This window comes from Pantoea sp. (assembly GCF_039594315.1).
Taxonomy (GTDB): domain Bacteria; phylum Pseudomonadota; class Gammaproteobacteria; order Enterobacterales; family Enterobacteriaceae; genus Pantoea.
Genome location: NZ_JBCNNP010000044.1, coordinates 1 through 12644 on the forward strand (window position 1 = coordinate 1; position 12644 = coordinate 12644).

Consider the following 12644-nt stretch of genomic DNA (forward strand, 5'->3'; position numbering starts at 1 on the left):
AATTGGTTTACTCATAAATCTGCAGGTTCCGGTCGGGATTGCGATTTGAAAGCTTCCTCACTCAAACTGAGAACCAGGCTTTCAACTTTTTTTGAAAATATGGCAAAAATTATATCATCTCGTCTGCCCATAAGCAGCCGATTAGCCGATGCAAAAGTTACAATTTTGTAAATGCGCACGTACAGACAAGGTTAGCGCGCGGCATCATTGTGCCATTGCAGCTCGCTAAAGCCGGTTAAACGCGCAAAGTGTTGCACCAATCGCGGCTGCACATCCGCTGGCGTAACCCCCGGTTGAAATTGGCTGAGCTGAGTCATTTGCATGCCCGCATAGCCGCAAGGATTGATGCGCAGAAACGGCGCGAGATCCATCGCCACATTGAGCGCCAAACCGTGAAATGAGCAACCTTTGCGGATGCGCAAACCCAGCGAACAAATCTTGTCATCGCCAATGTAAACGCCAGGCGCATCCGCACGCGCCCGTGCATTGACGTCGTAATCCGCTAAGGTGGCAATCACCGTCTCTTCCAGCGCTGTGACTAACTCGCGCACGCCCATTTTGCGCCGTTTCACATCGATCAACACATACATTACCTGTTGACCCGGTCCATGATAGGTGACTTGACCGCCGCGATCGCTTTGCACTACTGGAATATCGCCCGGCATCAGCAAATGTTCAGCTTTACCGGCTTGGCCTTGGGTAAACACCGGATAATGTTCAACCAGCCAGATTTCATCAGCAGTATGGCTGTCGCGTTGATCGGTGAATTGATGCATGGCATCGGAGACAGGCTGCCAATCGCGCTGGCCGAGTTGACGAACAAGAAGCGTATTAGCTGACAAAACGGAAATCCGGTAGAGAGTGGAGGGCAGAGTATAACGCTGGCAAAGCGGACTTTGCCAGCGCCAGAATTACAACACCATGCGGACGATTTCGATGTTGCCCAGCTCTTCGTACAAGGTTTCGACTTGTTCAATATGCGTGGCAATGATGGTGATAGAAACTGAGTGGTAGTTGCCTTTGCTGCTTGGCTTCACATCGGGTTTGTAATCGCCTGGCGCGTGGCGCTGCACCACTTCAACCACTTGATCAACCAGCTCCGGTTGCGCCAAACCCATCACTTTGTAGGTGAAAGGGGTAGGGAATTCGAGCAGTTCATTCAATTTGGTTTTCATACATTCACTCCGGTGCTTAAAAACAGGCTCCCGCCGAGGCGGGAGCAAAGATAGTAGCTTATCTGGGGACAGTTTGGCGTTTTTTCAAGCGCGCCTTAACCGAACCAATGGTGGAACATCAGTTTGATGTAGTCGATGATGCGACCAAAGAATCCACCTTCCTGCACTTCGTTCAGTACCACTAATGGGCGTTGCTCAATGGTTTTGCCATCCAGCTGGAAGTTGATGCTGCCAACGACCTGATTTTTCTGCAACGGTGCGTGCAGTTCGGTGTTGTTCAGTACATAGCTGGCTTTCAGGTCTTTCATACGGCCACGAGGAATGGTCAGATAAGCATCTTTTTCGACGCCCAGTTGCACGCGATCGCTGTTACCGAACCATACTGGCTCAGAAGCGAACTCTTTACCCGCTTTCAATGGCGCTACGGTTTCGAAGAAGCGGAAGCCCCACGTCAGCAGTTTTTTACTTTCGGTTTCGCGGCCTTTGTAAGTACGACCGCCCATCACCGCCGAGATCAAACGCATCTGACCTTCGGTAGCAGAAGCCACCAGGTTGTAACCTGCGGCTTCGGTGTGGCCGGTTTTGATACCGTCAACGTTCAGGCTGGTATCCCACAGCAAGCCGTTGCGGTTGGTCTGTTTGATGTTATTGAAGGTGAAATCTTTTTCACGGTAAACCGCGTATTCATCCGGCACATCACGAATCAGTGCCTGACCGATCAGCGCCATATCACGTGGCGAACTGTATTGGCCTTCAGCATCCAAACCGTGCACGGTCTGGAAGTGGGTGTTTTTCAGACCCAACGCGCCAACATAGTTGTTCATCAAATTAACGAACGCGTCCTGGCTGCCAGCCACATAATCTGCCATCGCCACACATGCATCGTTACCCGATTGCAGCACGATACCGCGCGTCAGCTGAGAAACCGGTACGCGATCGCCGGGTTTCAGGAACATCAGCGATGAACCCTTGAACACCGGGTTGCCGGTTGCCCAGGCATCTTTGCCCACGGTTACGATGTCATCGTTATGGATTTTGCCTGCTTTAACCGCCTGACCAATCACGTAGCTGGTCATCATTTTGGTCAAGCTGGCCGGATCGCGACGTGCATCGGCATTTTTTTCTGCCAGCACTTTGCCGGAGTTATAGTCGATCAGCACATAAGCTTCAGCATCAATGTCCGGCACGCCCGGAATCATCGTCTTAAGGTTAATATCGTCGGCAAAAGCGACATGGCTGAGAGAAAGGGCGACCAGTGATCCCACTGTCAGGCGTTTCAGAAAACGAGAAGGTTTCAGCGTATTCATGTTCAGGACTACAACATCCGTGGGTTTAGAGTGAAAAAAAGTGCCTAACTATAGCAAACGCCTGATTGGGCGGCATCTTGCTTTGCAAATCAGTTTCAGCGGGAAATGTCACAGCCCGTTACATCGACGGGCGGGCGGTGGTAATAAAGGAACTCATTTGCGCTTCGGTGTTCAGGCGTTGCTGTAACGCGGCCGCTTCAGCGCGACTTTTATAGCCACCTAACTGGATGCGATACACGTTGCCGTTGGCTTCAACCGCACCCGGCACGCCAAAGCGTTTACCGAGGCTTTCTGCCAACTGGCGTGCGCGTGCCGGATCGTTGATTGCGCCAACCTGCACCACATAGCCGCTGCCCGCATGGGCATTCTGGCTGCTGCTGGCTACGGGAGTGGAACTGGCAACCGGCGCCGCAACAACGGGCGCAGCTGCTGCAACCGGTTCGCTACCTTCCAACACGCCATTCGCTAATGGCTGCGGTGCGCCGAGAAAACCGCTGCTTTGCACCGGCGCGCCCATATTGTCATTGCTTTGCAGTGAGCTGTTATCCACCGCGCGCACATCCTGCGGTGCAGGTGCGCTATTGGCGGCGCTGCCACCCATCATCACGTTGCCGCCACCCAGATCAGGGCGGGCAGGCAAGGCATAGCTCTGTTTAGCAACGGTGGTACCAATGGTACCTGGACCGGAAACCGAACCGTCTGGCGCGACTTTGATGTAATCAACGCGTACGCGGGTGTTATTGGAGATATTCAGGCGATCGCCCGCGGCGCGCGACAGGTCAATAATGCGGCCTGGCGTGTAAGGTCCGCGATCGTTTACGCGCACCACAATTTGACGGCCGTTGGCAAGGTTGGTCACGCGCACGTAGCTTGGCAGCGGCAGCGTGGGATGTGCAGCGGTCATGCCTTCAGGATCGTAAGATTCCCCGATGGCCGTGCGATTGCCTTGCGCTTCATCGCCGTACCACGTGGCTAAACCCACTTCGCTGTAGTTCGACGGATCTTTAATCACGCGGTAGGTTTTACCGTTGACGCTGTAATCCTGGCTGGTGGAAGGATTGATCGGTTCATAACGCGGTTCAACGCCGGGGATTTCCACCACTGGGCCGTTATAAGCCGGTTGCGGCGGCGCAGTGTTATTCTGCGGTTCCTGTGAAGAACACGCCGCCAAAACCAATGATGCCAATGCAACCCCAAGCCAATCCTTACGCATGTGCAGCCTCTTAAACGCTTTTAGATAACATTTTTCGATGAGTATGGATCGACATCACGATGCCAAATCCAGCCATTAACACAATCAATGCCGATCCGCCGTAGCTCACCAGCGGCAGCGGTACGCCAACCACCGGTAAGATACCACTTACCATGCCAATGTTAACGAAAACATAAACGAATAAAATCAGCATCAAACCGCCGGCCATCACGCGACCAAAGGTGGTTTGCGCGCGCGCCGCGATAATCAAGCCACGCATAATCAGCAACAAATAGAGTACCAGCAATAACAACACGCCAACCAGACCAAGTTCTTCCGCTAACACCGCAAAAATAAAATCGGTATGTCGTTCCGGCAAAAATTCGAGTTGCGATTGCGTACCATGCAGCCAGCCTTTACCGCGCAAGCCGCCGGAACCGATGGCAATTTTCGACTGGATAATGTGGTAACCGGCGCCCAACGGATCGCTCTCGGGATCGAGCAGCATCATCACGCGGTCGCGTTGATAATCGTGCATCAGGAAGAACCACAAAATCGGGATAAATGCCGCGACCAATAGCACCGCGATACCAATCAATTTCCAGCTCATGCCGGATAAGAACAGCACGAACAGACCGGACGCGGCGATCAAAATTGACGTACCGAGGTCGGGCTGTGCCGCCACCAGCAGCGTAGGCATAAAGATCAGCACCAGCGCGATGCCGGTATTTTTCAGTGTCGGTGGGCAGACGTCGCGGTTGATAAAGCGCGCCACCATCAGCGGAACGGCTATTTTGGCGATTTCCGATGGCTGGAAACGTACAAAGCCGAGATCGAGCCAGCGCTGTGCGCCTTTACTGATGTGACCAAACGCATCCACCGCCACCAGTAATATCACGCAGACAATATAGAGATAGGGCGCCCAACTTTCATACACGCGTGGCGGCACCTGCGCCAACACCAGCATGATGACAATGCCCATGGCGATCTGGCCGAATTTACGTTCGGTCATGCCGGGATCTTGTCCGCTGGCGCTCCAGATCACGATGGCGCTGTAAGCCAGCAGACTCAAAATGATTAGCATAAACAGCGGGTCGATATGGATGCGCGTCCAGATCGATCGTTTTTGCGGATTATCGCTCATGGACATCGTTATTCACCTTCGTAGCCGGGCGGCGTCGGTGCAGCTTCTGGTAGCACGGTATTATTGTCGCCTAACATAATGTGGTCGAGAATCTGGCGCATCACGGTACCTACTGCTGGTCCCGCGCCGCCGTTTTCAAGAATCATAGTTACTGCCACGCGCGGTTTATCGTACGGCGCGAAAGCGGTCATTAATTTATGGTCGCGCAGACGTTCGGCAATCTTATGCGCGTTATAAACTTCATTCTCTTTCAGACCGTAAACCTGTGCGGTACCGGACTTAGCGGCGATTTTATAGGGCGCATCGGCAAAGCTTTTATGCGCAGTACCGTTGGCACGGTTGGCCACGCCATACATGCCATCTTTGGCAATTTCCCAGTAACCGGAATGAATGTCGCCAATCGGCGCATCCGGCGGCTGGCGATACGGCACCATGGTTTGGCCTTCACGGGTGGCGCGCAGCAGATGCGGCACCTTGATCACGCCGTCGTTAATCAGAATCATCATGGCTTTATTCATCTGAATCGGCGTGGCGGTCCAGTAACCCTGGCCGATACCGACCGGAATGGTGTCACCTTGATACCACGGTTTTTTAAAGCGCTTCAGTTTCCACTCGCGGGTTGGCATGTTGCCGGCACTTTCCTGCGGCAAGTCGATGCCGGTGCGATGACCATAGCCAAACTTGGTCATCCACTCAGACAGACGATCAATGCCCATGTCATAAGCGACCTGGTAGAAGAAGGTATCCGCGGACTCTTCCAGCGATTTAGTGACGTTCAGACGGCCGTGGCCCCACTTTTTCCAGTCACGATAACGTTTTTCTGAACCAGGTAATTGCCACCAACCGGGATCGAACAAGCTGGTATTGCGGTTAATCACGCCTGCGCTGAGCGCCGACACCGCGACATACGGTTTAACGGTGGACGCGGGCGGATAGGAGGCTTGCAGCGCGCGGTTATACAGCGGGCGGTTTTCATCGCTAAGCAGTGCTTTGTAATCTTTGCTGGTGATGCCGTCGACAAACAAATTCGGGTCATAACTTGGTGTGGATACCAGCGCGAGAATTTCACCGGTTCGCGGATCGCTGACCACCACCGCTGCGCGGCTACCGGCCAACAAGGTTTCGATGTATTGCTGAAGTTTTAAATCAACCGTCAGATAGATATCGCGTCCGGCCTGCGGCGATTGCTCATGCAATTGGCGAATGACGCGACCACGGTTATTAACTTCCACTTCCTCATAACCGGTTTTGCCGTGCAGCACATCTTCGTAAAAGTTTTCGATGCCCAGCTTACCGATGTCATGCGTTGCGGCGTAGTTCGGCCATTTTCCTTCCTGATCGAGGCGCGTGACATCACGATCGTTAATCTTGGATACGTAACCGACCACATGCGTCAACGTTTGGCCGTAAGGATAGTAGCGGCGTTGATAGCCTTTCACTTCTACCCCAGGAAAACGGTATTGATTGACGGCGAAACGCGCGACTTGTTCTTCGCTCAAAGCGGTTTTGACCGCCACGGAAGTGAAGCGGCGCGAGCGTTTGCGCTCTTTTTCAAACGCGTCGATATCATCGTCAGTGAGATCAAGAATAGGGCGCAAATCCTGCAAGGTCTGTTTGAGGTTATCGACCTTTTCCGGCATCAATTCGGCCTGGTAAATGGTGCGATTCAGCGCCAGCGGCACGCCATTACGATCGTAAATAATGCCGCGGCTGGGTGCGACCGGCACCAGCTTGATGCGGTTTTCGTTGGAGCGGGTGCTGTAATCGTCAAAACGCAGAATTTGCAGGTGGTACATATTGACCACCAGAATGCTGGAGAGCAGCAGAATGCCGATAAAGGCCACCAACGCTCGGCGGACAAAAAGTTTCTGTTCGGCAGTGTAATCGCGAAAGGCGTTGCTCTGTAATTTCATCCGCTACATCTATTGTCTGGGGGTTGTCAGGCGTTTATTCACGATGATAAGGATGATTGGTGGTAATGCTCCACGCACGATACAGGCTTTCTGCGACCAATACACGCACCAGCGGATGTGGCAACGTGAGCGCGGATAATGACCAGCTTTGTTCAGCCGCCGCTTTGCAAGCCGGTGCCAGGCCTTCTGGACCGCCGATCAACAAGCTGACATCGCGGCCATCTTGCTTCCAGCGTTCAAGTTGCTGCGCCAACTGCGGCGTTTCCCACGGCTGACCAGGAATATCCAGCGTAACGATGCGATTACCTTTACCCACGGCGGCCAGCATCGCTTCACCTTCTTTTTCCAGAATGCGTTTGATATCTGCGTTCTTACCGCGCTTTCCGGCAGCAACTTCAGTCAATTCAAACGGCATATCTTTGGGGAAGCGGCGCAGATACTCCATGAAACCGGTTTGAACCCAGTCGGGCATTTTGGTGCCGACGGCCACTAACTGCAGTTTCAAGGCTTAGCTCCAGAGCTTTTCCAGCTCATACAGCTGGCGGCTTTCTTCTTGCATCACATGCACAATCACATCGCCGAGATCAACAACCACCCAATCAGCGGCGGCTTTACCGTCAACGGCTAAGGGTTTCAGGCCCGCAGCGCGAGATTCCTGCACCACGTGATCGGCGATGGAAGAGACGTGACGCGTTGAGGTGCCGGTGCAAATAATCATGCAATCGGTGATGCTGGATTTACCCTGAACATCAATGGCAATGATGTCCTGGCCTTTAATATCGTCAATCTTATCAATAACGAAGTCTTGGAGTGCTTTACCTTGCAAAAGGTTCCCCTTAAAAACAGGTGATTACGGACGGGCTAGCGATACAAGAAAGGTAGCCGAAAATGAAGCGGCGCAGTATAGCACGCCACTCTTAACCGCGATATAAGCCAACGCTATCGATATAGCGGATCACCGCGTCGGGCAGCAGATCGGCACATGAGATGTTGTTGTGGCGACGCTGGCGAATTTCCGTGGCGGAAATATCCAGCAGCGGTGTATCGGCCAGCCAAATTCGTCCAGCGGGGGAGTGATGCAGTTGCTGCACATCATCAGCAAGATGCGTTTCCAGCCACTGCTGCATCTCCGGCGTTTCCATCTGCGTTGCGTAACCCGGACGCTTGCATACCAGTAAATGGCACAGCGACAGCAAATCCTGCCAGCGATGCCATTTGGCTAACGTTAGCAGAGAATCCTGACCAATGATAAACCCGAGGGGCTGTTTAGCGCCGCGTTCAGCACGTAGCGCTTCCAGCGTGGCAACGGTCCACGAAGGCGTGTCGCGTTCTAACTCACGCGTATCGATATCAAACAACGGACGATCGGCGATGGCGCAACGCAACATCGCCACACGCTGTTGCGCGCTGGCTTCAGGTTGTGGACGATGGGGCGGCACGTTATTGGGCAGCAGCGTGACTCTCTTCAAGCCAACTTGCTGAGCGAGTGCCTCCACCGGACGCAAATGGCCATAGTGAATCGGATCGAAGGTGCCGCCGAACAGCGCGTAAAGTTTAGGCATCGGTAAAGCTCAACGGGAAATTACGGTGACACAGCAGCAGCGACAGCGTTTCCAGTTGCGGCCACAAATTTTGCCCGTAATCCTGCTTCATCGTCAGCTCCATCTCGGCCAGTAAATGCACCGCGCGCTGTAAACGGCGCGCATCAAGTCGTTGTAATGCTTCAGTAAACAGCGCGCGGCGATTTTGCCAGATGCGCTGCTGATCCATCAGCGTGCGTAACGCTTGCTTGGCTTGATTACGTTGCAGATGCAGCAAGGTGAGCAGATCACGTTGCAGCGTACGCAGCAGAATCACCACTTCGCTGTCCTCTTTCTCCAGCTGATGCAGGATATGCAAGGCGCGTTTGCTTTTGCCGGCTAACAGCGCATCAACCCAATGGAATGGCGTAAAGTGCGCGGCATCGTTCACTGCGGCTTCAACGCGCGGCAGGGTTAATTTGCCATCCGGCCACAGCAACGATAAGCGCTCCAGTGCTTGCGCCAGCGCCAGCAGATTGCCTTCGTAACAGTAGCAGAGCAGTTGGACGGCGGCGTCATCAACGGTCAGCTTCATCGCTTTCGCGCGACCGGCCACCCAACGCGGCAACTGTGCTTGTTCGGGTGTCTGGCACGGTACTAACACGGCTTGTGCACTCAATGCTTTAAACCAGGCACTGTTTTCTTGCGCTTTGGTCAGTTTCGCCATGCGCAGCACCAGCAAAATATCGCTGTGCAGCAGCGTTGAGAGCTTTACCAGTTGCTCGGCAATAGCCGCGTTCGGGCCGTTTTCGGGCAATTGCAGTGTGAGCGTTTGGCGTTGGGTAAATAAGCTGAGAGATTGGCAACTGACAAACAGCGCATCCCAATCCGTCTGCGCATCAACGTTGACACTGAAATGTTCTTCAAATCCCTGCGCTGAGGCGGTTGCGCGAATCGCATCTGCGCTTTCCTGCATCAGCAGAGGTTCATTACCGGTGAGAAAATAACAGGCGCGCAGCCCCTCTCGAAGCTGCGCGCTCAGTTGTTCAGGATAAATCCTGATCATTGCAGACTGGTAGCTGACGAAGAAGGGACTTCCGGCGAGTTCTGTCCCGGTAAGATCGTCTCAGGCTGCGGCAAAGTATCTTTATTGCTTTCCTGCGCAGCATGCACCGTCAGCAGTTTACGCACTAACTGCTCGGAGGCGCGTTGACGCATCTCTTGAACGATCATGTCTTGCTCGGCATCCTTCGCCAGTGCGGCATTTGGGTTGTCGAAGAAAGAGCGATACACGGTGGTGCTAATTGGATAAATACCTTTACCCGGCAGCAGAACCTGTGCGGTGACCGTCATCACCAGCGAGTATTCCGCGGTGGTACCGCTGATAAACACCGATGCGGTATCACGTCCCTGGCCCTCAGCGCCTAAACGCAAAGTTGGGTATTTGGCGCTGGCCGCTTTGCTGTCTTCAATGATGTTCACATTGTTGATACGCAATTGCTGACGCACAGCACGCGAGAGCGGGCCATAGGGATCGCCGCTCTGGACGATAAGGGTTTTCATCTCGTTTGGCACCGAGGTGGTGCCGCGCGGGTGGAAACCACAGCCTGCGGTGATCATCACCGCAAGCAAGACAAACAGCCTGATAATCAGTTGTCGCACAGTTCCTCCTGAACTTAACCTACGACCAGGTTAAGCAGTTTGCCAGGGACATAAATCACTTTACGAATGGTGACGCCATCCAGATATTTCGCCACCAAATGCTCCTGCGCAGCACGCGCCTGCACCTGCTCCTGTGTGGCATCCTTCGCAACGGTAATCTTGCCGCGCACTTTGCCATTCACCTGCACCACTACCAGCAGCGAATCTTCAACCATTGCTGCTTCATCGGCGACCGGCCAGCTGGCTTCGTCAATGCTGCCTTCGCCACCCAGCGCTTGCCACAGAACGTAGCTGGCGTGCGGAGTGAACGGATACAGCAGACGTGTTACCGCCATCAGCGCTTCTTGCATCAATGCACGATCCTGCTCGCTCTCTTGCGGTGCGCGAATCAGTTTGTTCATCAGCTCCATGATGGCGGCGATAGCGGTGTTGAAGGTCTGACGACGACCGACATCATCGGCCACTTTGGCGATGGTTTTGTGCAGATCGCGACGCAACGCTTTCTGATCGTCATTCAGATTATCGACGTCCAGCGCAACAGTCGCGCCATTGTTGATGTGTTCGTAAGCCAGTTTCCATACGCGCTTCAGGAAGCGGTTAGCGCCTTCAACGCCAGATTCCTGCCACTCAAGCGTCATTTCCGCCGGGGAAGCAAACATCATGAACAGACGAACGGTATCAGCACCGTAACGCTCAACCATCAACTGTGGATCGATGCCGTTGTTTTTCGACTTCGACATTTTGCTCATGCCGGCGTAAACCACTTCGCGACCTTCGTTGTCGATGGCTTTGACGATGCGGCCTTTCTCATCACGCTCAACGCTAACGTCAACCGGAGAAACCCAGTTACGCTCGCCATTCACGCCGAGATAGTAGAATGCATCAGCCAGTACCATGCCCTGACACAGCAGGCGCTTAGCCGGCTCATCAGAGTTCACCAAGCCTGCATCACGCAGCAGCTTGTGATAGAAGCGGAAGTACATCAGGTGCATGATGGCGTGTTCGATACCGCCAACATATTGGTCAACCGGCAGCCAATAGTTCGCTGCGGCCGGATCCAGCATGCCTTCGTTGTAGTTGGCGCAGGTATAGCGCGCGTAGTACCACGATGACTCCATAAAGGTGTCGAAGGTGTCGGTTTCACGCAGCGCAGGCTGACCGTTAACCATAGTTTTAGCCCACTCAGGGTCGGCTTTGATTGGGCTGGTGATACCGTCCATGACCACATCTTCTGGCAGGATCACCGGCAGTTGATCTTCTGGCGTTGGCATCACGGTGCCATCTTCCAGCGTCACCATTGGAATTGGTGCGCCCCAATAACGCTGACGGGAAACGCCCCAATCGCGCAGACGATAATTCACTTTACGTACGCCGACGCCTTTGGCTGCCAGCGCGTCGGCGATGGCATTGAAGCCCGCCTGATGATCCAGACCGTTGTATTCGCCGGAGTTGAACAGCGTGCCTTTTTCAGTCATCGCCGCTTCGCTCAGATCCGGCGTTGAACCGTCGAGGTTAAGGATCACTGGCTTGATGTTGAGGTTGTACTTGGTGGCGAACTCCCAGTCACGCTGATCGTGGCCTGGAACAGCCATCACCGCGCCGGTGCCGTATTCCATCAGCACGAAGTTAGCCACCCAAACTGGGATCTCTTCACCAGTCAGCGGATGGATAGCGTACAGGCCAGTGGCCGCGCCTTTTTTCTCCATCGTCGCCATATCGGCTTCGGCTACCTTGGTGGTGCGGCATTCGTCGATGAATTCAGCCAGCGCCGGGTTAGCGGCAGCAGCTTGCTGTGCCAGCGGGTGACCCGCCGCAACGGCGACATACGTCGCACCCATAAAGGTGTCAGGACGCGTGGTGTAAACGGTCAGCTTCTCTGCGCTGTTCGCCACATCAAAGGTGATTTCCACGCCTTCAGAGCGGCCAATCCAGTTGCGCTGCATGGTTTTGACCTGCTCAGGCCAATCTTCCAGCTTATCGAGATCGTTCAGCAACTCTTCCGCGTAAGCGGTGATTTTCACGAACCACTGAGGGATCTCTTTGCGCTCGACTTTGGTGTCGCAGCGCCAGCAGCAGCCGTCGATAACCTGTTCGTTCGCCAATACGGTTTGGTCGTTCGGGCACCAGTTCACCGCTGAGGTCTTTTTGTAGACCATGCCTTTTTCGTACAGCTTGGTGAAGAACCACTGTTCCCAGCGATAGTATTCTGGTTGGCAGGTCGCCAGCTCGCGGCTCCAGTCATAGCCAAAGCCCAGCAATTTCAGCTGGTTCTTCATGTAGGCGATGTTGTCGTAGGTCCACGGCGCAGGTGCGGTGTTGTTCTTCACCGCTGCGCCTTCGGCTGGCAGACCAAACGCATCCCAACCGATTGGCTGCAATACGTTTTTGCCGAGCATACGCTGGTAGCGCGCGATCACATCGCCGATGGTGTAGTTACGCACGTGGCCCATGTGTAGGCGGCCAGAAGGATAGGGCAGCATCGAAAGGCAGTAGTATTTCTCTTTGCCTTCCTGCTCGGTCACTTTAAAGGTTTCGTTTTCGTCCCAGTGTTGTTGGACGCGGGTTTCTATCTCTTCCGGGCGGTATTGCTCTTGCATGGCTGCCTGTGGTCCTTTGTGAAAATCGGTTTGATGCTTTTTAGATCCGCATAGCATACCCATAAGGCTGCGCCTCAACAACTTTTCACGCCCTCAACGGCTGGATTTCTCCTCAATGCGCCGCCGCTTTCACC

At 54.0% G+C, this 12644-nt stretch carries 12 protein-coding genes; all 12 read right to left on the reverse strand.

Going from position 1 to position 12644, the window contains the following annotated elements; all coding sequences use genetic code 11:
- Positions 1–191: 191 nt before the first annotated feature.
- A complete protein-coding gene (gene lipB / locus ABDW13_RS18645; RefSeq protein WP_343554050.1) occupies positions 192–842 on the reverse strand; it encodes a lipoyl(octanoyl) transferase LipB in 651 nt (216 codons plus the stop codon).
- A gap of 69 nt (positions 843–911) precedes the next feature.
- The gene (ybeD, locus tag ABDW13_RS18650; RefSeq protein WP_008103691.1) at positions 912–1175 is read right to left on the reverse strand and encodes a DUF493 family protein YbeD; all 264 of its coding nucleotides are present in this window, start codon (positions 1173–1175) and stop codon (positions 912–914) included.
- 95 nt (positions 1176–1270) lie between these two features.
- Positions 1271–2482 carry a D-alanyl-D-alanine carboxypeptidase DacA gene (gene dacA, locus ABDW13_RS18655; RefSeq protein WP_343554051.1) on the reverse strand — a complete coding sequence of 404 codons (1212 nt, stop codon included), beginning with the start codon at positions 2480–2482 and terminating at the stop codon, positions 1271–1273.
- Positions 2483–2600: 118 nt separating this feature from the next.
- Positions 2601–3695, reverse strand: coding sequence for an endolytic peptidoglycan transglycosylase RlpA (gene rlpA / locus ABDW13_RS18660; protein WP_343554052.1), 1095 nt, complete (start codon positions 3693–3695; stop codon positions 2601–2603).
- Between the two features lie 10 nt (positions 3696–3705).
- The gene (gene mrdB / locus ABDW13_RS18665) at positions 3706–4818 is read right to left on the reverse strand and encodes a peptidoglycan glycosyltransferase MrdB (protein ID WP_343554076.1); all 1113 of its coding nucleotides are present in this window, start codon (positions 4816–4818) and stop codon (positions 3706–3708) included.
- Positions 4819–4826: 8 nt separating this feature from the next.
- On the reverse strand, positions 4827–6731 hold the full coding sequence (gene mrdA / locus ABDW13_RS18670; protein WP_343554053.1) for a peptidoglycan DD-transpeptidase MrdA: 1905 nt from the start codon (positions 6729–6731) through the stop codon (positions 4827–4829).
- A gap of 34 nt (positions 6732–6765) precedes the next feature.
- Complete coding sequence (gene rlmH / locus ABDW13_RS18675) at positions 6766–7236, reverse strand: 23S rRNA (pseudouridine(1915)-N(3))-methyltransferase RlmH (RefSeq protein WP_343554054.1); 471 nt, start codon at positions 7234–7236, stop codon at positions 6766–6768.
- A 3-nt stretch (positions 7237–7239) separates the two neighbouring features.
- The gene (gene rsfS / locus ABDW13_RS18680; protein WP_343554055.1) at positions 7240–7557 is read right to left on the reverse strand and encodes a ribosome silencing factor; all 318 of its coding nucleotides are present in this window, start codon (positions 7555–7557) and stop codon (positions 7240–7242) included.
- 91 nt (positions 7558–7648) lie between these two features.
- Entirely contained in the window at positions 7649–8293 is a 645-nt protein-coding gene (gene nadD / locus ABDW13_RS18685) for a nicotinate-nucleotide adenylyltransferase (RefSeq protein ID WP_343554056.1), read from the reverse strand.
- Entirely contained in the window at positions 8286–9317 is a 1032-nt protein-coding gene (gene holA, locus ABDW13_RS18690) for a DNA polymerase III subunit delta (protein WP_343554057.1), read from the reverse strand. Before holA ends, nadD begins: the two co-directional genes overlap by 8 nt.
- Positions 9314–9913, reverse strand: a complete 600-nt coding sequence (gene lptE, locus ABDW13_RS18695; RefSeq protein WP_343554058.1) for an LPS assembly lipoprotein LptE — start codon at positions 9911–9913, stop codon at positions 9314–9316. The genes holA and lptE overlap by 4 nt, the downstream gene beginning before the upstream one ends.
- Positions 9914–9927: 14 nt before the next feature.
- Positions 9928–12510 carry a leucine--tRNA ligase gene (gene leuS, locus ABDW13_RS18700; RefSeq protein ID WP_343554059.1) on the reverse strand — a complete coding sequence of 861 codons (2583 nt, stop codon included), beginning with the start codon at positions 12508–12510 and terminating at the stop codon, positions 9928–9930.
- Positions 12511–12644 lie beyond the last annotated feature (134 nt).